Raw genomic sequence first — 19,957 nt, 5'->3', positions numbered from 1 at the left:
TCTGTTTTAGATTTAATTATCGGTTTCGAGTTGAAGATATATTCAATACGCTGATTAAATGTGGTGCAAAATCACCACCGATGCCAGAGAAATTATTAACTCTGGCTGAGTCTCGGTGGTAATCAGGTAAAATAAAGGTCACGAAGGCGACCTTTATTTTATAATATACGTTAAGTGTGATATCTGTGAATTAAAAAACACATTAGCTAATAATGTGTTACATAAAATAAACAGCACATAACTTATTACCATCAGGATCTCTAAGGTAGGCTAGGTATTTACTTTTACCGTTATCTCTAATACCAGGAGGATTTTCACAGGTAGTACCACCGTTATCAGTACCTGCGTTATGCCATGCATTTACTTGTTCTGGACTATTAGCTTTAAATCCAATAGTCATGCCATTGCCATAAGTGGCAACTTCACCATCAATTGGTTTGGTGATACAGAATATTGATTCAGGGCTAAAATAAAAACAGCGGCCACTGTCATCAATAACCCCCTCTTCATAGCCTAATGTTTTCATTATTGCATCATAAAAACGCTTAGACTTTGTAACGTTATTTGCACCAACCATGATGTGACTAAAACATATAATAACTCCTATAAACCACTGTCATTAATCTGAACTTATAATTTTTGTTTGTCTATATTACGTAATGATTACTTACTTATTAAAATAGTTTTAAGTGGTAATTTTGATGGCTTTTGGTTACTGCATATCGGATCGCATAAATAGATCGCCCATCGAGGCGGTTTTTTGGTATTTGTAGGTTAGTTTGTGATTTGTTATAGTTTAACTACAATGTAGTTACGATGTAATTATGAGTTATCTACAATTTGAGTGGGACCCGAATAAAGCGGAAAGTAATATTCGAAAGCATGGCATTACTTTTATAGAGGCTGAATCAGTTTTTAGTGATGAATGTGCTCGTGTGATACCTGACCCTGACAGCTCATATGGTGAAGAACGCTTCATCATTATGGGGTTGAGTGAGAAACATAACACTCTCGTTGTATGTCATTGCTATCGAGGTGATGACGAAAGGATTCGAATTATTTCAGCTCGGAAAGCAGAAAAACGAGAACGTAAACAATATGAGGAGTTTCGTTATGCGTGATCAATATGATTTTTCAAACTCAATGGCTAATCCATACGCGAAAAAAGTAAAGAAGCAGATCACTATTCGACTCGATGATGATGTGGTGACTTACTTTAAAGATTTATCTGAAAAGAATGGTATCCCATACCAAAACTTAATTAATCTTTATCTAAAAGATTGCGCATCAAAAAATAAAGAATTAACAATGGATTGGCAGTAAAATCTTACAGTAAAGGTCACTCATATGTAGCGGCCTTTTTATGCATTGTTGATACGATTTAGCGCAATTCACATAAATAGTTTAACTGTTAAATACCGCCCAATTTGAGGCGGTATTTTTGTATGTGAGGTAGATTTAAAATAAATCTATTTCTAGGGGGCTAAACTTAGATTGATTTTAAATTTAAGGTGTAAAGTAGCTTATCGCTGCTTTTTTGTATCTGGACCTTACCACGTATCAGCTCGCATCAGATGAACGAAATAATGTAAATTAATGATTGAGAGAAATTAATGAAAATATTAAAAAAATATTGGTTATCTGTTCTGTTTTTAACTTTTAGTTTGATATGTTTAATATGTTTTAACCTAATTGGTTCTTATGTTAATCAAGATGGATTTCTTATTGAAGCTTTCGGATTTATTCCGTTGTTTTGGTTGTTTATATTTTGTGCTCTCCTTTCTTTTTTAGTCAGTTTTTTTATAAGTATGAAAAATAGAATTCATAGGTGATTGTGATACAGCAAGATTATATCAGGGTGCTTCGCACTATTAATCTGGTTGTTTGGGTGAGATGTGTTTTAAATAATACTACTTTTTATTTTTACTGTTTTTTATCAATATCTTATTTTTTTGTTGTATCAACCTTGAAAGCGTTGCACAAGATGATGTGGTAATAATTGTGTGGTGTTGTTGCTATTAACTTTAGTGTTTTCATCCTTCACCCCTGAGCATATTATTGATCTAATTCTTCTAGATAAGGGATAGATGGTGAATGAAACTTTATACCGCGGAACAAGTTCGAGAAGGTGAAAAAGAGGCAGCCAAGCGCGCTAATATTTCACTTTATACTCTCATGCAACGTGCTGGTGAGTCCGTTTTCCAGTGCTTGTCACAATACTATCCTAAATGTTGTTCAGTGGTTGTCGTTACTGGTGGTGGAAATAATGGTGGTGATGGTTTTGAAGTTGCTCAGTTAGCGTTAAAGCATAAATTGCAAGTTACTGTTTGGCATATTGGTGATCCTAAACGATTAAAAGGGGATGCTTTAAGCGCTTATCAGCAGTGGATTAAGCTCGGTGGAAAGGTGGTTTTTGACTCGGTGTCATTACCGTTATCGAATGTGATTATTGATGCTGTTCTGGGTACAGGATTGCAAGGCGAGCTGAGATCATCTGCACAATTGGCTATTCAATGGATGAATAAGCAAACAGCACCCACGATTTCAATTGATATTCCATCCGGGTTAATAGCGGATACTGGATCTTGTTATTCAGATGTCGTATTTGCAGAGCACACCATTAGTTTTATTGGTTTAAAACAAGGATTACTGACAGGGCAAGCACGTAATTATGTTGGTCAGCTACATTTTGATGATTTGGGTGTTGGAGCGTTATTTAAGGATATTGTAGATTCATCAATTGAAGTCTTAGACCCTAAAAAACAGGTGTTACCTGAACGATTAGCGGCTTCACATAAAGGTGAATATGGACGAGGGGTGTTGATCGGTGGAGATCAAGGCATGGGCGGCGCGATCTTATTGGCATCAGAGGCGTGTTTAAATATTGGTTGTGGCCTGACCTCGGTATTAACTCATCCTGATCATATTATGCCTAGTTTAAGTCGTACCCCTGAAATAATGGTTCAGGATTGGTTTGATCTTGCAAAATATCAACAGAGAATAGATTGGGGCACTGTTATTGCCATAGGTCCTGGGCTTGGACAATCGGAGTTTGCTCGGCAGAAATTTGATGAGCTAAGTGCTTTATCTTTACCTAAAGTGCTTGATGCCGATGCCTTAAATTTATTAGCAAAGTCTCCTAATTACGATCGCAATCGAATCTTAACTCCACATCCAGGTGAAGCGGCTCGATTATTAAATGTTTCAATTTCAGAGATTGAGCAAAATCGTTATGGGGCTATTCGTCAGTTACAAAATAAATATGGCGGATGTGTGATTTTAAAAGGCGCAGGTACATTAGTATGCTATGAGGATCGTATTTTGGTCTGTACTGCAGGCAATGCGGCGATGGCGACAAGTGGTATGGGGGATATTCTGACCGGTATATTAGTTGGCTTACTGGCACAAACTCAGGATATATTTTTATCGGCTTGTTTAGGTGTTTGGTTACATAGTGCTTGTGCTGATTATATTGTTATGGAAACAGGGAAAAATGTTCTAAAAGCCAGCGACTTAATTGATTATTTTCATGTGGTGATGAAATCATCTTCTCAATCGAGCAATATCTAAAAACTATAAAATATCGCGCATATGAAATAGAAACTGAAATATCGCAGTATTTTTATACGCAAAAGATATAATATTTAATCATATATATTTTATCGTTTAATTTTCATGAAAAAACAACATGGTTTTACACTAATTGAATTAGTCGTGGTTATTGTCATATTGGGTATATTGGCGGTTATCGCAGCACCGAAGTTTATGAACTTACAAAATGATGCAAGAACCGCAACACTAAAAGAAATGGAAGGAGTTTTAGAATCAACTGTTGATACGGTATACGAAAAAATGGCCGCCAATGGTATGGCGAGTGTACCTTATATTGTTAATGAAAAAATTCCTCCTGAGGGCGCGATTTATAACTCATTATCTTTTATGGGATGTAAAGACGGCGTCGCTGTTTGTTCTTTTCAGTATGGTTATCCAAGTGCATTTGCACCGACATTAAACCTTTTAATTGATGGTGTTGGGGACAATTCCGGAATAATAAATGATGATTTTATTGCTGTTCAGGACAATGGTCTTTTAAAAATCACACTCGCAACGAATGCATATAAAAAAGGCGATAGAGTTTTTTTGAGAGAGAATAAGTGTTATGTGTCATATAAGATAAATGGTGAAGAGCGACCAATAATTAAATTGGTGGCCTGTTAGGTATTATTATCAATATATCACTCAAAAATGATATTAATAGGTCGCTGATTTTAGCGACCTATTTGTGTGTTAATAGTGAACATTATTGGCAGTGATAGCGAATCTCGACCCCAAGTCCAGGATGACAATCATAAAGTTTGATCTCGCCTTGGTGTAATTCTGTTACCGCTTTAACCAAGGTTAGTCCGATACCTAATCCGCCATCATTACGTGATTTGTTTATTCGATAAAGCCGCTCAAACACGCGATTTTTTTCTTGGTTATCAATTCCAGGGCCATTGTCTGCCATGGTGATCACGACACTATCGTTATTGGTGTAACACGATAGCTTTAGCTTACTTGCTTGAGGGCAATATCGTAATGAATTTTCCACAAGATTTGCTAATTGTTGGATCAGTAATTCTCGATCTCCTTGAATAAAAATAGGTTCTACTTGAGCCGCAAGGGTTAATGACATGCCTGCATCTTCGGCGACATCGGTATAAATTTCAGTGATCGTTTGGACTATATCGATCATGTTAATTGTCTCAAATCGCTGACGTCTATTGCCTGACTTTATTTGAGATATCCGCAGTAAGGCATCAAATATATTGGCTAAACGACTTGATTCATTGAGAGCCAGCTCTAACTGTTCAGAAAAATTAGCATCAAGATTCTCTTGGTGTGTCTCTGCCATCTCATTAAGTGTTAATAAATTATATTGTAAGCGAGTAATGGGGGTTTTTAATTCATGGGCAATATTGGTGGATATATCACTCATGGCTGCGACCACATTCTGTAAACGTGACAGCATTTCATCGATGGTTGATCCGATGCGAGTGAGATCATTACCTTGGCTCGACATCATGGTTCTTGCTGATAACTCACCATCAGCAGCGGCACGTAATACTTTTTCAATACGGTCGATTTTTGACTGATTGAGTCTGGTCATATAAATAACGATAGCAGAGCTAAACAGTACAACTAAAATACCCGATAAAATAAAGCCTGTTGCCAAGACGTCGATAATGTCATCTTCATCGATAGGCTCTTTGTTGATTTCTGTTGTTGTTCCAAGCATAAATGCTTCAACATTATGTTCAATGTTGTTGTTTACTTTATCAAGATGATAATCAACATAGGCAACAGTGAGACTGGACATCAAAAGTAAACTAATAACCGATACCATGATAAACATCAGCCCCTGTTGCATTGCTGAGCTTCGTAACCATGTTGGTATTGGTAATATTTGTTGAATTCGAACTATCAATGGATGCATTAGCTATCTTTTCCATATTTATGTTCTAATTTATAACCCGCGCCTCGAACGGTATGAATAAGCTGATCACCAAACGGTTTTTCAAGCTTATTACGTAAACGGCTAATATGGGTTTCTACGACACTAGTTTGGGGATCAAAATAGATATCCCACACATGTTCTAATAGCATTGTTCGAGTAATGACTCGCCCTGGGTGACGAAGAAAGAGTTCAAGAATGCGAAATTCTTTTGGTTGCAAATTTAATACTTGCCCTTGGCGGATCGCAGTATGATCAAATAAATTAAGACTGAGATCGCCATAAACCAGCTCACTGGGTTTTGCTTCTGATAGTGTCGATGAACGACGTGATAACGCTGATATTCGTGCGAGTAATTCTGAAAAAGCGAAGGGTTTGGTTAAATAGTCATCCCCGCCAGCTTCTAAACCATCAACACGATCATCAATACCGCAAAGTGAGGTGAGAAAAATAATGGGCATTGAAATTTTTGATGCACGTAGCGCTTTTACAAAAGATAAACCATCTAAACCCGGCAACATACGATCAACAATAGCGATATCAAACTGTTCTGACATGCATATCGCAAGTGCATATTTTCCGTTATCAATGCACTGTACATGATGACCTGCTTCTGTGAGTCCTTTTTCAATATAACGACTTAAGCTAACATCGTCTTCAACAAGTAATATTTTCATAATTACAGCCTTTATAGTGAAATAAATATTATTTAAGTGATTGTATTGGCGAATGAAGACTTTTTGTAGGTATTTAGTCTTTTAGGTTAATTATAGCCAGCGTAATATTTTAGATAACGTTATAGGTTTTGTGTTTTTGTATCATTGAAAAACGGGGATTTGCATGCTTAACTTATTTATTAATAACAAGTTAAGCATAATTTAAGTTAGGGGGAATTAATGTGGTTAGGCTTATTTTACTTAAATAGCTGTGAGTTATGACTGATTTTTTTTAGTGATAATTTAACTAAAAATGGCATGATTCCAATCAGAGTAAAAGACAAAATTATAGGAGTAGACATAATATTATGTAATGAATTTAAGGTGGATAATTGTAATCCAGCATTGACAAATATACCGATACTTAGCAAAGTTCCGATTTGACTGATGATATAAAAATTCTTTAATTTTATATCAGTTAATCCCATGATTATATTTATTAATACATCTGGGAATATTGGCATCAAACGTAATGATAATAAATAAAGATTAATATCTTTACCTACATGCTGATTAATTATTTTAAATTTCCGATCGAATTTATTTTTAAAATAATCAAATAGTAAATAGCGACTAATAATAAAGGATAAGGTAGAACCTAAAGAATAAGCAAATGACATAAATATAATGCCAAACCAAAACCCAAAAAAATATCCAGATAGTAAGCTGAATATTATATCTAGTGGGAGATATAATGCAGTTAAAATAATCACAAGTATATAAAAAACGATAGCGCTTATTATGAAGTGATGATTTACTGTATTATGAATTATTGCTTTGTACTCAACTATATTTTTTATTGTTAATGTGTCAAATTGATAGTAAGCATAAATCGGTAATAATAAAAACAATAACAGTATATTTTTTTTGGTTATCATCTTAAGTAGTTTGTTCATAATATTTTTTTGTAAATATATATTGTTGCTGGTGGTATGTTTTTTATAACATGTATTTTTTTATTTAATACCATATTATGTTCTTTTAAAAAACTATTACTGATTGGAGATTTAAGTCCATAAGTAAATTGGATGAACTGGCCACCATTAATTAACAAACAAAAAGCATGACTTAAAATTACATTAGATATTTCATTATCAATAGATCTAAGTGGTAATCCAGAAATGACATCGGATACTTTAGTTTTATTTTTATCAATAATATTTGTCATATCTAATGCATTACAACGTAAATCTATATTTTTTATATTTAATAGGTTTTCATGGAAATTTGTATTTTTTTCAAAAACATAAAATTTATGATCTTTAAATTTAAGTTTTATTAGCTTGGTGAAAACACCCGTACCTGCACCTAATTCAATTAAAGTATCACCATTTCCCACAATAGATTCCGTCATCATTTTTGATAATGAGTTACTACTTGGGGTTAAACTTCCAATTTCTTTTGGATTTTTAATATATTGTTTTATGAATAAAATAATATCAGTTATTCTGTTTTTACTTGGTGTGCTACATATATTATTTGCGTGGTTTTTATTTAACCTTGAACGCCAAGATATAAAAGCAATGGCTTTTTTACGTAACATTTAATCACCTTTAAATAGTAATTTTAATTTTACTATTTACAACTTTTGAAGTATTAATTTATATTAAACATCCTTTTATGATAAAAATTCAATAACAACAATATAATGTTTCAATTAACGTGCTACAAAATTAATTATTAACTAATATCATTTTGGTTACATTCGTTTTTATTTCATAAATAAATAAGCATTAAAGTTGTTTTTGTTGTTGATAGTATTGATTTTTTAAAGATAATATCTATCTAGACAGTGAGTCAAAAATCATTTACTCGCAGTCTAGATGTTTTAAATCGATAGCATCGATTAGCTAACCACACGAACATGATTCACATCAATTGCGGTATGGTTAAACTCTTTATCAATTTCGCCTTGGATCGTGATCTTGGTTTGTGGGGTAACCTGTGCACCAAACCATTTATTATGATCAATCTCTACTGTAATAGAGCCAGTACCATCGGTGAATTGATAATGTTCGTCACCTAATGAATTTGTAATATTTCCAGTTAATGTTACTGGGGTATCATCACTGAACATACTCGAATCAAGAACGGCTTTTACTGTTTTTAAGCCAACACTTGGTCCACTAAAACCTTGTTGTTGGGTCGCTACATTATTGATTGGTTGTGTTGTTGGTGCTGTCGTTGCCGCAAACACAGAGGTTGATAACAGTACAGCAGGAAGAAGTAGCATAGCAAAGCGTTTATTAGACATAGACATTGTAAAATTCTCAGTTGTGTTTTGATGTGGGAATAATACCTAACGATCTATACACCGACCTTGCCTGAACATTACATTTTTGTAAGCTTTATTAATGACCCATATAAACAGTAAATAATGACATGGTTTTGATAACAAAAAGGCCACTGGTGTGTCAGCGGCCTTTTGGGGGTAATGTTATTTTATATTGCGTTTATAAAACTACAACGTTAATGGCTTGCAGACCTTTTTGGCCGTGCTCAACATCAAATGATACTTTTTTGCCTTCTGGCAGTTTGGTAAGGGTTTTATCTGCAATGCCGCTACTGTGCACAAAAACATCTGCATTACCTGTATCTTGAGTTAGAAAGCCAAAGCCTTTTTCTTCGCTAAACCACTTCACTAAACCCGTTGCTTTATGCGACATGTATAACCCTTAATCTTAAAAAGATGAAAATTTTCAATGGAAAAATGTGATTGTTGATAAGCGTAAGCTATTAAATGCGACGATGAAGCTAAGGGAAACACAGAGGATTACAACACTAACGAAGATATTCTAAGGGTTTTACTTTTACTTGATGTTTCATTAATAACGCAGAGCAACAGAGGGCGACGATTATTTATTTAAAATGCAGGGTTGTAAAGGGGTATATGTGGATACATCTAGTGGGAGGTGTGATTTACGATGTTGTCTATAAGTTTAGGTGATGCTTTTTGATGATGTGTATTATAACTAATTTCAGCTTTATATAGTCGGTAAAAACAGACCATTTATATCTATAAATAAAAACGTGGAATCAAAGCTTATAAGTAGCTTATATTGATGTTATTTATGACTATTAATAACAATGATTTGGCATTAATAGTGAATTGTATCGCTTAACTATTCACCTTTTAATTTTTAACAATGTAAGTTTATGTGATTATATGTTTGATTATGTACATATTTAACTAAATGCAGTGAGAGTTGTCACAATTATGGTGATTCTCAAACTTGGTTGGTATACACTAACGCCGCTTAGGTTTTTTGTAGCACGGATATGACACTAAAAGTCGCAATAAATGGATTCGGTCGCATCGGTCGCAGTGTGCTCCGCGCATTGTACGAGAGCGGTAAGCATCACCAGATTAACGTCGGAGCCATCAATGAATTGGCTGAGCCAGAAGCAATGGCTCATCTACTTCAGTATGATTCAAGCCATGGACGTTTTGGTAAGCCTGTCAGTTATGACCAGGAGCATCTTTTTATTGCCCATGAAAATGGTCACCGCGATCAAATTCACCTGCTTCATCAACCGGATCTTAAACTGTTACCTTGGCATGATTTGGACGTCGACATTGTCCTTGATTGCACCGGAAAGTTTGGTTCTCGTGCTGATGGTTTAGCCCACATACATGCTGGTGCTAACAAAGTGTTATTTTCCCATCCTGCGGCCAAAGATATTGATTTTACTGTGATATATGGCGTTAACCATCAACAGTTAACCCCGCAACACACGATTGTTTCTAATGGCTCTTGTACGACGAATTGCATCGTGCCCATCATTCAAGTATTGGATGATTGTTTCGGTATTGAAACGGGCGCTATAACCTCAATTCACTCTGCAATGAATGATCAGCAAGTTATTGATGCTTATCATCCTGATTTACGCCGAACGCGTGCTGCTAGCCAATCCATTATTCCAGTAGATACCAAACTACATTTAGGTATCGGTCGTATTTTTCCGAAGTTTTCTGACAAATTTGAAGCTATTTCTGTGAGGGTGCCCACAATAAATGTCACCGCCATGGATTTAACGGTTACTGTTACAACAAACGTGAAAGTTAATGACGTAAATCAAGCATTATTGAATGCGTCTCGTTGTACATTACAGGGTATAGTGACTTATACCGAAGCACCTTTGGTATCGATAGACTTCAATCACGATCCTCATAGCGCGATTGTTGATGGCACCCAAACCCGAGTGAGTGGTCAGCATTTAATAAAAATGTTGGTGTGGTGTGATAATGAATGGGGATTTGCAAATCGCATGTTAGATACTGCGTTAGCAATGGCGGCAACAGATAACTCTGCTGCGACGCTGCAAAAATAAGTAGTAAGAATTATTGGGTTTGGCAGTGACGCCGGGCCGTGAAATTTATGAACTTTTATTTTAAATAATGTTGAGAGGGCAAAAAATGTCTGTAATCAAGATGACTGATCTGGATCTAGCTGGTAAGCGTGTATTTATTCGTGCTGACCTAAATGTGCCAGTAAAAGACGGTAAAGTAACTTCAGATGCACGTATCCTAGCATCTCTACCTACTATTCAACGCTGCTTAGAAGCTGGCGCTAAAGTAATGGTTACTTCTCACCTAGGTCGTCCAACGGAAGGCGAATACGCAGAAGAATTCTCTCTACAGCCTGTAGTTAACTACTTAAACGACGCACTAGATTGTGACGTTAAATTAGCAAAAGATTACCTTGATGGTCTTGAGCTAAACACAGGCGAGCTTGTTGTTCTTGAAAACGTACGTTTTAACAAGGGCGAGAAGAAGAACGAAGACGAACTATCTAAAAAATACGCTGCACTTTGTGACGTATTCGTAATGGATGCATTCGGTACGGCTCACCGTGCACAAGCATCTACTTACGGTGTTGGTATGTTTGCACCTGTAGCATGTGCAGGTCCACTGCTAGCTGGCGAACTAGAAGCGCTAGGTAAAGCAATGGATAACCCAGCACGTCCAATGGTTGCTATCGTTGGTGGTTCTAAAGTATCAACTAAACTAACCGTTCTTGAGTCACTAGCTAAAATTGCTGACCAAATCGTTGTTGGTGGTGGTATTGCTAACACATTCATTGCTGCTGAAGGCAACAATGTAGGTAAATCACTTTACGAAGCTGATCTTATCCCAACAGCAAAAGCACTGATGGCAAACACTGCTATTCCAGTAGCAACTGATGTTGTATGTGCAAAAGAGTTTTCTGATACTGCTGTTGCAACTATCAAAGCATCAACAGATATCGCAGATGACGACATGGTTCTTGACCTTGGTCCTGATTCAGCTCAAGCACTTGCAGATATCATCATGAACGCAAAAACTATTCTTTGGAATGGTCCTGTTGGCGTGTTTGAGATTGAGCAATTCGGTAAAGGTACTGAAGTTGTAGCTAACGCTATCGCAGCATCTGCAGGTTTCTCTGTTGCCGGCGGCGGTGACACACTAGCAGCTATCGACAAATACGGCATCAAAGACAAAGTATCTTACATCTCAACTGGTGGTGGTGCTTTCCTTGAGTTCGTTGAAGGCAAAAAATTGCCTGCTGTTGAAATGTTAGAAGCTCGCTCTAAAGCATAATTTATTTGGCGTGGAAACTGGATGTATTTATCATAATAGTGATAGTTTCCGCGTTTAAATGTTTGTGATAGCGCTTATGTTTCCGTAAAATAGCCGCTTATCGCAAACGTTTGCACAAGAATTTTTCCACAGACAACAAAGTAAATATAGGACTATTGTTATGTCTAAGATCTTCGATTTTGTAAAACCTGGTGTTATTTCTGGCGACGACGTACAGAAAGTATTCGCTGTAGCAAAAGAAAACAAATTTGCTCTACCTGCTGTTAACTGTATCGGTACTGATTCAGTAAACGCTGTTCTTGAAGCTGCTGCTAAAGTTAAAGCACCAGTTATTGTTCAGTTCTCTAACGGTGGCGCACAATTCTTCGGCGGTAAAGGCCTTAAACTTGAAGGTCAAGGCCCTCAAATTCTTGGTGCTATCGCTGGTGCTAAATACGTTCACGCGGTTGCTGAGTCTTACGGCGTTCCTGTAATTCTTCACACTGACCACGCAGCTAAGAAACTTCTTCCTTGGATCGACGGTCTACTAGATGCTGGTGAAGAGTTCTTCGCTCAAACTGGTAAGCCTCTATTCTCTTCTCACATGCTTGACCTTTCTGAAGAGCCTCTAGAAGAAAACATCGAAATCTCAGCTAAATACCTTGCGCGTATGGCTAAGATGAACATGACACTAGAAATCGAATTAGGTTGTACTGGTGGCGAAGAAGACGGCGTTGATAACTCTCACATGGACGCATCTGACCTATACACTTCACCTGAAGATGTTGCATACGCATATGAGAAACTAAACGCAGTTAGCCCACGTTTCACTATCGCTGCATCTTTCGGTAACGTACACGGTGTTTACCAAGCGGGTAACGTTGTACTTACTCCAACTATCCTACGTGATTCTCAAACATACGTTTCAGAGAAGTTTGGTCTACCGACTAACACTCTAAACTTCGTATTCCACGGTGGTTCAGGTTCTTCTGAAGCTGAAATCCAAGAGTCAATCGGTTACGGTGTTGTTAAAATGAACATTGATACTGATACACAGTGGGCTTCATGGGATGGTATCCGTCGTTACGAAGCTGCTAACCACGATTACCTACAAGGTCAAATCGGCAACCCAACAGGTGAGTCAGCGCCAAACAAAAAATACTACGATCCACGCGTATGGTTACGTGCAGGTCAAGTATCTATGGTTGAGCGTCTAGAGAAAGCATTCTCTGACCTAAACGCAATCGACGTTCTATAATTTCGATTTCGTCACTAGATAAAATGTGAAAAGCCCACTTCGGTGGGCTTTTTTTTGTCTTTTATAAACAGTTAGCGGCTTATTCTCTGTTTTATATTAATCTTTATAAGTTGATGACTTAATTTAAGTCCTCTTTCATCGTTCCTTATCATGAGGTTACTAACGAGATAGGGAATGTATACTTTTTAATATGGCCCATTAATTAATGGTATTGGTATTAGTTCGCCCTGATTTATATTTTTTTATGATTGTTCGATTGTTTTTACTAGCCATTTAGCTAATAAAAGATTAATAATGCACTGTTTCTTTGATGTTAGCATTATCAATGCTGATTCTTATATTAATTATAATATTGTCAGTTATTGTGATCTAATTTCAAATATGTTGCATAGGTGTTATTTTTTCCATTTTTGGTATGATCTGCGCATTAAGCAACATTTTATTATTATTATATTTTGAGAGAGATACCTTCATGACAGAAAGCGTTGCCGATAAGGTTGTTGAACATATATCCGATAATTCGTTAACGAATGGTGTATTGCACGCAGGGAATTGGATCACTAAAAACCAAGATCTATTGGTTCAATATGCAGTAAATATCGTTTCAGCATTACTGATCTTATTTATTGGTAATATCATTGTTAAAATGATCGCTGGTACGATTGCGAAAGTTTTACGCAAAAAAGACATGGATAATGCCGTTGTTGAATTTGTTCATGGTTTAGTACGTTATGTATTATTTGTTATTGTTCTAATTGCAGCATTAAGTCGTATTGGTGTTCAAACTGCATCAGTGGTTGCGGTTATTGGTGCCGCAGGTCTTGCTATTGGTCTTGCACTTCAAGGGTCATTATCAAACTTTGCAGCAGGTGTGTTGATTGTTAGTTTCCGCCCATTCAAATCTGGCGACTATGTTGAAGTAGCTGGTGTTGCTGGTGCAGTTGAATCTATTCAGATCTTCTCTACTGAATTACGTACGCCTGATAATAAAACGGTTATCGTACCAAACGCACATATTATTGGTAACCCAATTACTAACTATTCTCGTAATGATACCCGTCGTATCGATTTAGTGATTGGTGTTTCTTACAATGCTGATTTACAGAAAACTAAAGAAGTCTTGCACCGTGTAGTAACCGCTGACGCTCGCGTACTTCAAGATCCTGAACCAACTATTGGTGTGGTTGCGCTTGCTGATTCTTCTGTTAACTTTGTGGTACGTCCATGGGTTAATACGCCTGATTACTGGGCTGTATATTTCGATCTTAACCAAGCGATCAAAGAAGAGCTTGATAAAGAAGGTATCGAAATTCCATTCCCACAGATGGATGTTCATGTAAATAAAGCTGCTGCTTAATTCGCTCAATCTTTAATTGTATGACACTAAAAAAGAAGCCTACGGGCTTCTTTTTTTTATTTGAAAGACAGCTAATGGCCGCAGTAATCATATTTATAACACGCTACTGTTACTGAATGGTTACTGAAGCACCGCTAAAAAACAGTGTTCATTATAATAAAGGTTTGTTAGCATAGAGCCATAATTTACAGATAAACAATTCTGTATTTATTGATATGGTTATTGATGTTTATATAAATAAATACCCTCTGTTGTGCGTTTAATAAAAAGGATGAATAATGAAAAAACAATGTTTAGCGATGATGGTACTTGGCGCTAGTGCGTTTGTTTCAACTGCTGCAATGGCGGCAGATATTCCATTTCCTCACTTAGAAACAACCGGTCGTGGCGAAGTTGTCGTACAGCCTGATATGGCAGTATTTTCCGTCAATGTGGTCGAAACTAAAAAGACTGCCGTTGATGCTAAGAGAGCAACCGATCAAGCGGTTACAAAGTTTATTGAACGTTTACAAACAGCTGGTGTTGATAAAAAAGACATTAATAGCGCCAATATTTCATTGTCGGCACAGTACGCTTATCCTAAAGATAAAAAACCCGTGTTGTCAGGCTTTAAAGCCAGCCGTAATGTTGTTGTCACGGTACATAAACTAACGATGCTAAATACGTATTTAGATGACGCATTGGGTGATGGTATTAATCAAATTAATAATATTGATTTAAAGGTCTCAGATACTGAAAAGTACCAACAGCAAGCGCGTCAAAAAGCGATTGAAAATGCCAAGCAAGTAGCAGCATCATTAGCGCAAGGATTTGGTAATAAGATCGATGGAGTATGGCAGATTGATTACAATACCAATAGCCAACCGATGCCATACCGTCGTAGTAATGATGCGGTGATGTATAGCAGCATGAGCAAAGGATCTGTTGATCAAAGCTATACGGATAACAGCATTATTATTAAAGACAGCGTGAATGTGATTTTTAAATTAGCTGAAAAATAATCTAAATATAAAAATAATACCGATATAGATTCAATGGTCATAAAAAGGAGAGCATGATGCTCTCCTTTGTCGTTGTTAAACGGTTAACAATTAGTGCAGGATACGCGCACGAATCGTACCATCAATGGATTTCAGTTGTTGTAGTGCTTCTTTTGAACGCTCAGTTTCAACATCAATGACGACATAACCGACTTCTGCACCCGTTTGTAAGAATTGGGCGGCGATGTTAATCCCTTCCGATGCAAAAATTGTGGTGATTTGATTTAATACGCCTGGACGGTTGTAGTGAATATGCAGTAATCGAGAACAACCACGATGATGTTCTGGCAGTGACACTTCAGGAAAACCTACCGCTGATAAGGTTGAGCCATTGTCAGAGTATTTTACTAATTTTCCTGCAACTTCAACGCCGATATTTTGTTGTGCTTCGTGAGTTGAACCGCCAATGTGTGGGGTCAACAATACATTATCAAACTGCATCAATGGTGATTTAAAGGGATTGTTATTGGTTTGTGGTTCAATAGGGAATACATCAATTGCAGCACCTGCAATATGCTTACTTTCTAATGCACTACATAACGCATCAATATCAACGACTGTTCCACGAGCGGCATTAATAAAAATAGCGCCAGGCTTCATACGTGCAAATTCTTCGACGCCCATGAGATTAGCCGTACCTTGTGTTTCTGGTACATGTAAGCTCACTACGTCGGCTTTATTGAGTAATTTAGATAAAGAACTCACTTGAGTGGCATTACCTAGCGATAGCTTGCTTTCAATATCATAAAAACAAACTCGCATTCCAAGGTTCTCAGCTAAAATACCTAATTGAGTACCAATATGCCCATAACCAATAATACCGAGTGTTTTCCCGCGAGCTTCAAATGAATGATCAGCTGATTTGAACCATTCGCCACGATGCGCTTTGGCATTTTTTTCAGGGATACCTCGTAATAATAATAGAATTTCACCCAGAACAAGCTCAGCAACACTACGAGTATTTGAAAAAGGGGCATTGAAAACAGGGATGCCACGTATCATTGCTTCTTTGATATCAACTTGGTTAGTACCAATGCAAAAACAACCAACTGCGGTTAGTTTTTTAGCGGCCGCAAAGACTTCTGGTGTTAATTGAGTGCGCGAGCGAATACCAATAAAGTGAACATCTTTGACTGCTTCTAATAGTTGTTCGCCATCGAGAGAGCCTTTGTGATATTCAATATTGCTATAGCCAGCTTGCTGCAAGACTTCTATTGTTGAAGGATGGAGACCTTCAAGGAGGAGGATTTTTATCTTTTCTTTATTGAGTGATACGGTTGCCATAAGTTCTTATCCTTAAAAACGTGGCGACTGATAATGACAATATTGCCTTAGTTTGGCTGCGATAAATATTGTCTTTCAGTAGCTAAATAGTTAAATGTTTGATGCTGTTCGTTTAATAAAGTATCAAAAATTAACCATTATGGGTAAGAATATTACAGAAAAGCCAATAAAAAACGGCAGCTAATGATTTGTGAGCGATCAATAGCTGCCGTTTTGTAATCAAATAACGAACTAATCATTATTTTTCGATGATTTTAGTACCTTCAGGTGAGCCGACAAGTAATACATCTGCGCCACGATGAGCAAATAGGCCGACAGTGACTACGCCAGGTAGAGCATTAATGCTGTCTTCCATTGCTTTTGGATCTGTGATCGCCATATTATAAACGTCAATAATGATATTGCCGTTATCCGTAATAACACCTTCACGGTAGACTGGATCACCACCAAGTTTTACAAGTTCACGCCCAATAAAAGATCGTGCCATTGGAATGACTTCTACTGGTAATGGGAACTGACCTAAGACATCAACTTGTTTGGTGTTATCAACAATACAGATAAATTTTTCTGCAATTGCTGCGACAATTTTTTCACGAGTTAATGCCGCACCGCCGCCTTTGATCATATCAAACTGAGCATTAACTTCGTCTGCACCATCAACATAAATATCAAGGCTAGCAACCTCGTTAGCATCAAAAACCGTAATGCCAATTTGTTCTAGACGTTCAGTTGAAGCAACAGAGCTTGATACTGCACCTTTGATCTCTTCTTTACGGGTTGCCAAGGCATCGATGAAGTGATTAACGGTTGAACCAGTACCGACACCAACAATACTGTCTTTCGTTACGTACTCAAGTGCTGCCCATCCCGCTGCTTTTTTCATTTCATCTTGTGTCATGCTGCTATCCTCGTAATGACCTCAATTATGCGAAAGGTGATTATAACGAACCGAAGTGATTTCGTCAGTTGGATTCTATGGTTAAAGTGTGCAAATTTAAAACTAAAAATATAACTTTTTGAATAACATACAATTACATTCAGTTTTTTTTAATACAAAGCCAAACGTTTGCGTAAAAGGGGCTATGCTTCGATAAATTGATGGTTAGGGGTGATAACTAGGGGTAAGGGTACATCCCATTTTTCATTGGGTAGTTGTGAAAGATATTGGCAATCATGGCCGATACCGATTGGATAAGGCCCTTGGCGGTGTTGATGCCATTGACTCAGGGTTCGATCATAATAACCACCGCCCATACCAAGCCGTTGACCTGTACCATCAAAGGCGACTAATGGCGTACAAATGATATCAAGCTCTGCGATAGGTTTCACTCGACGGACATCTAATTTTGGCTCCCTAATATGGTAGCGGTTAGTGGTCATTGGGGTTGTTGCGTCGTAGTGCAGAAACAATAAATGCCCTTTACTAAAAGGATGCAATACGGGTAAGTAAACTGATTTTCCTTGGAGCCATAACCATTCGATGAACGGTTGTGGATCAATTTCACCGTCATTGGCGAGATAAATAGCAATATGTTGGCTATGTTGAATCAGAGGTAAGGCTTGTAAACGTAGGGATAATTGTTGAGCTGCGTGTTGTTGTTGCTGAGGTGATAGTTGTTGTCTAGCATAACGAACTTGTTGTCGTAATTGCTGGCGTAAAAGTTGTGAGCTAGAAGCAGGAGGCGTTATCACTTGAGTATCCAATCCATGAACCGTGGGTGTTGAGGGATTGTAAGTGGGTAATATGCACAAATAAAGTAAAATACATGAGAGGGATGCCCCAAGGTGCCGTTGCGAAATAAGGCCCTTGAACCAGATGTTCAAGGTGGACTGGCAACATTAGCCGCAGGCTTCTCAGTCAAGCTGAGCATGCACAATAGCTAATAAAAAAGCCAATCCTGGGTATTTGCTTATCGGCTCGGGGACATTCATTCACTGACGTACACCCCAGGGTCAATTCATTATCAACGCTTTGGCTGATTTTGCAATACTTTATCCAAGTTTTCTTCTAGAGAATTGATTTTATTGGATATTAATTCAGCATTGCGATTATGTTCTTGTCGCTCTAAATGCAACTCGTTACTGATGTTGAGAGCAGTAAAGATTAATAATTGTTCTACGGATACGTTACTACGCGCAGACATATCTTTCAAGCGTTGGTCAAAATCTGCCGCCGCGGCACGTAATGCGTCTTCTTGACCTGTTGGGCAATTAACTTTTAATTTTCGGCCCAATACTTGAATTTCTACAGCCTGAGTACTCATAAACCTTCGATTTGCTCCGTGCCAGAATGGGTATTCATTCCGCTTGCGACTAAAGTCAATATAGGAAAACCCTGCCTAAGATGCAAGCGACTATGTCTCGGTTTCGGTTCAATATCTTCTGACTAAACAGATATTAATCAGACTCTCTAAATAGTTGATTAAGGATTGAACGTTATCACCAGTGTTATCATTTGCCGAATTAAGCTTAAATGTTAGCATAACACAGTGCCGTCATTCGCTCATTGCTATTTATTATACTAACTAAGCCATAAGTGTGATTATTGTTTGGTACAATTTCAGAAAGTGTAACGTTAATTACTGGCATCATTGTTAAGTAATCGACATAAAAAATTATTTTAAATCGCGCAATCAAAAAGGTGATAAGCCATGAGTGAAATAACCCTACCAACATACCAAGCTGTTGAAGCTGACTTAAAAGAACAAGGCTTAGCTGCTATGCCCGCTGAATTACATGGTTTACTCAGTGGCATGATTTGTGGTGGTTTAGCTGTGGATGATGAAAGTTGGGCTGGTCCTGTTTGTGATTATGCCAATCAAGGCGAGCCAATGACTGATGGTGCTAAAATGATGGTGCGCACTTTATTTACCACTACAGCTGATGAGTTAATTGGCGGTGGATTTGAGTTTTCATTATTGATGCCAGATGATGATGAGCCATTAGCTGATCGTGCTGATGCTTTAACTGAGTGGGTAAGCAGTTTTATTTCAGGTTTAGGACTAATGGATTTACAAAAAAATCAATTGTCTGAGGAAATAACCGAAGTATTGGCTGATTTGCAAGAGATCTCACAACTGGGTATTGATGAAGATGATGATCTTGAAGATCAAGCAGCATTATTTGAACAAGTGGTTGAACATGTACGTATGTGTGTATTGAGTTGTCATTCTGAATTAGGTCAACGTCTTATAAATGATGATGCTGACGAGAAGCCAACCGTTCATTAAGAGTTTCGATGACGAAAG

The 19,957-nt window shown here is 37.3% G+C and carries 22 protein-coding genes, 1 other RNA gene and 1 pseudogene; 12 read left to right on the top strand and 12 right to left on the bottom strand.

Annotation, left to right across the window (positions count from 1 at the left end; translation table 11 throughout):
• Positions 1-122: pseudogene (locus CIK00_RS18030) on the top strand (IS1595 family transposase); the annotation flags it as partial.
• 95 nt (positions 123-217) lie between these two features.
• Here the strand turns inward: CIK00_RS18030 and CIK00_RS18025 are convergent.
• Complete coding sequence (locus CIK00_RS18025; RefSeq protein ID WP_101770004.1) at positions 218-577, bottom strand: VOC family protein; 360 nt, start codon at positions 575-577, stop codon at positions 218-220.
• 247 nt (positions 578-824) lie between these two features.
• Between CIK00_RS18025 and CIK00_RS18020 the strand changes: the two genes are divergently transcribed.
• The 5 genes from CIK00_RS18020 to CIK00_RS21665 all read left to right on the top strand — a co-directional run bounded on the left by CIK00_RS18020 (position 825) and on the right by CIK00_RS21665 (position 4,218).
• Positions 825-1,121, top strand: coding sequence for a BrnT family toxin (locus CIK00_RS18020; protein ID WP_045037152.1), 297 nt, complete (start codon positions 825-827; stop codon positions 1,119-1,121).
• Positions 1,114-1,323: a BrnA antitoxin family protein gene (locus CIK00_RS18015; protein ID WP_045037153.1), complete on the top strand. Its 210-nt coding sequence runs from the start codon at positions 1,114-1,116 to the stop codon at positions 1,321-1,323. The genes CIK00_RS18020 and CIK00_RS18015 overlap by 8 nt, the downstream gene beginning before the upstream one ends.
• Positions 1,324-1,613: 290 nt before the next feature.
• Positions 1,614-1,832 carry a DUF3955 domain-containing protein gene (locus CIK00_RS18010; RefSeq protein ID WP_101770003.1) on the top strand — a complete coding sequence of 73 codons (219 nt, stop codon included), beginning with the start codon at positions 1,614-1,616 and terminating at the stop codon, positions 1,830-1,832.
• A gap of 262 nt (positions 1,833-2,094) precedes the next feature.
• Complete coding sequence (locus CIK00_RS18005) at positions 2,095-3,570, top strand: NAD(P)H-hydrate dehydratase (protein ID WP_101770002.1); 1,476 nt, start codon at positions 2,095-2,097, stop codon at positions 3,568-3,570.
• A 105-nt stretch (positions 3,571-3,675) separates the two neighbouring features.
• Positions 3,676-4,218, top strand: a complete 543-nt coding sequence (locus CIK00_RS21665) for a type II secretion system protein (RefSeq protein ID WP_101770001.1) — start codon at positions 3,676-3,678, stop codon at positions 4,216-4,218.
• A gap of 82 nt (positions 4,219-4,300) precedes the next feature.
• On the opposite strand, the gene CIK00_RS17995 is transcribed toward CIK00_RS21665, so the two are convergent.
• From CIK00_RS17995 to CIK00_RS17970, 6 genes are all read right to left on the bottom strand, one after another.
• Positions 4,301-5,476, bottom strand: a complete 1,176-nt coding sequence (locus CIK00_RS17995; RefSeq protein WP_101770000.1) for a sensor histidine kinase — start codon at positions 5,474-5,476, stop codon at positions 4,301-4,303.
• Positions 5,476-6,171, bottom strand: coding sequence for a response regulator transcription factor (locus CIK00_RS17990; RefSeq protein ID WP_101769999.1), 696 nt, complete (start codon positions 6,169-6,171; stop codon positions 5,476-5,478). The genes CIK00_RS17995 and CIK00_RS17990 overlap by 1 nt, the downstream gene beginning before the upstream one ends.
• 236 nt (positions 6,172-6,407) lie before the next feature.
• The gene (locus CIK00_RS17985; RefSeq protein WP_101769998.1) at positions 6,408-7,106 is read right to left on the bottom strand and encodes a TVP38/TMEM64 family protein; all 699 of its coding nucleotides are present in this window, start codon (positions 7,104-7,106) and stop codon (positions 6,408-6,410) included.
• Positions 7,103-7,753, bottom strand: coding sequence for a class I SAM-dependent methyltransferase (locus CIK00_RS17980; RefSeq protein ID WP_101769997.1), 651 nt, complete (start codon positions 7,751-7,753; stop codon positions 7,103-7,105). The genes CIK00_RS17985 and CIK00_RS17980 overlap by 4 nt, the downstream gene beginning before the upstream one ends.
• Before the next feature lie 303 nt (positions 7,754-8,056).
• The gene (locus tag CIK00_RS17975) at positions 8,057-8,470 is read right to left on the bottom strand and encodes a NirD/YgiW/YdeI family stress tolerance protein (RefSeq protein WP_232603140.1); all 414 of its coding nucleotides are present in this window, start codon (positions 8,468-8,470) and stop codon (positions 8,057-8,059) included.
• A 193-nt stretch (positions 8,471-8,663) separates the two neighbouring features.
• Positions 8,664-8,876 carry a cold-shock protein gene (locus CIK00_RS17970; RefSeq protein WP_101769996.1) on the bottom strand — a complete coding sequence of 71 codons (213 nt, stop codon included), beginning with the start codon at positions 8,874-8,876 and terminating at the stop codon, positions 8,664-8,666.
• Between the two features lie 613 nt (positions 8,877-9,489).
• Between CIK00_RS17970 and epd the strand changes: the two genes are divergently transcribed.
• The 5 genes from epd to CIK00_RS17945 all read left to right on the top strand — a co-directional run bounded on the left by epd (position 9,490) and on the right by CIK00_RS17945 (position 15,386).
• A complete protein-coding gene (gene epd, locus CIK00_RS17965) occupies positions 9,490-10,542 on the top strand; it encodes an erythrose-4-phosphate dehydrogenase (RefSeq protein ID WP_101769995.1) in 1,053 nt (350 codons plus the stop codon).
• A gap of 85 nt (positions 10,543-10,627) precedes the next feature.
• On the top strand, positions 10,628-11,791 hold the full coding sequence (locus CIK00_RS17960; protein WP_101769994.1) for a phosphoglycerate kinase: 1,164 nt from the start codon (positions 10,628-10,630) through the stop codon (positions 11,789-11,791).
• A gap of 160 nt (positions 11,792-11,951) precedes the next feature.
• The gene (gene fbaA / locus CIK00_RS17955) at positions 11,952-13,028 is read left to right on the top strand and encodes a class II fructose-bisphosphate aldolase (RefSeq protein WP_101769993.1); all 1,077 of its coding nucleotides are present in this window, start codon (positions 11,952-11,954) and stop codon (positions 13,026-13,028) included.
• 472 nt (positions 13,029-13,500) lie between these two features.
• Complete coding sequence (gene mscS, locus CIK00_RS17950; RefSeq protein WP_101769992.1) at positions 13,501-14,385, top strand: small-conductance mechanosensitive channel MscS; 885 nt, start codon at positions 13,501-13,503, stop codon at positions 14,383-14,385.
• Between the two features lie 278 nt (positions 14,386-14,663).
• Complete coding sequence (locus CIK00_RS17945; protein WP_101769991.1) at positions 14,664-15,386, top strand: oxidative stress defense protein; 723 nt, start codon at positions 14,664-14,666, stop codon at positions 15,384-15,386.
• A 90-nt stretch (positions 15,387-15,476) separates the two neighbouring features.
• Here the strand turns inward: CIK00_RS17945 and serA are convergent, their stop codons facing one another.
• The 5 genes from serA to CIK00_RS17920 form a co-directional block, all read right to left on the bottom strand.
• On the bottom strand, positions 15,477-16,709 hold the full coding sequence (gene serA / locus CIK00_RS17940) for a phosphoglycerate dehydrogenase (protein WP_101769990.1): 1,233 nt from the start codon (positions 16,707-16,709) through the stop codon (positions 15,477-15,479).
• 238 nt (positions 16,710-16,947) lie between these two features.
• Positions 16,948-17,607, bottom strand: coding sequence for a ribose-5-phosphate isomerase RpiA (gene rpiA, locus CIK00_RS17935; protein WP_101769989.1), 660 nt, complete (start codon positions 17,605-17,607; stop codon positions 16,948-16,950).
• Positions 17,608-17,789: 182 nt separating this feature from the next.
• Entirely contained in the window at positions 17,790-18,413 is a 624-nt protein-coding gene (locus CIK00_RS17930; protein ID WP_232603141.1) for a 5-formyltetrahydrofolate cyclo-ligase, read from the bottom strand.
• A gap of 69 nt (positions 18,414-18,482) precedes the next feature.
• Positions 18,483-18,666: non-coding RNA, 6S RNA (gene ssrS / locus CIK00_RS17925), on the bottom strand.
• Between the two features lie 7 nt (positions 18,667-18,673).
• Complete coding sequence (locus tag CIK00_RS17920; RefSeq protein ID WP_045037820.1) at positions 18,674-18,973, bottom strand: cell division protein ZapA; 300 nt, start codon at positions 18,971-18,973, stop codon at positions 18,674-18,676.
• Positions 18,974-19,360: 387 nt separating this feature from the next.
• Between CIK00_RS17920 and CIK00_RS17915 the strand changes: the two genes are divergently transcribed.
• The gene (locus CIK00_RS17915; RefSeq protein WP_101769988.1) at positions 19,361-19,939 is read left to right on the top strand and encodes a YecA/YgfB family protein; all 579 of its coding nucleotides are present in this window, start codon (positions 19,361-19,363) and stop codon (positions 19,937-19,939) included.
• Positions 19,940-19,957: the final 18 nt, after the last annotated feature.

Source organism: Photobacterium carnosum (genome assembly GCF_002849605.1).
GTDB classification, from domain to species: domain Bacteria; phylum Pseudomonadota; class Gammaproteobacteria; order Enterobacterales; family Vibrionaceae; genus Photobacterium; species Photobacterium carnosum.
Note: the sequence above shows the minus strand (reverse complement) of the source record. Positions and strands in the feature narration are given on the sequence as shown.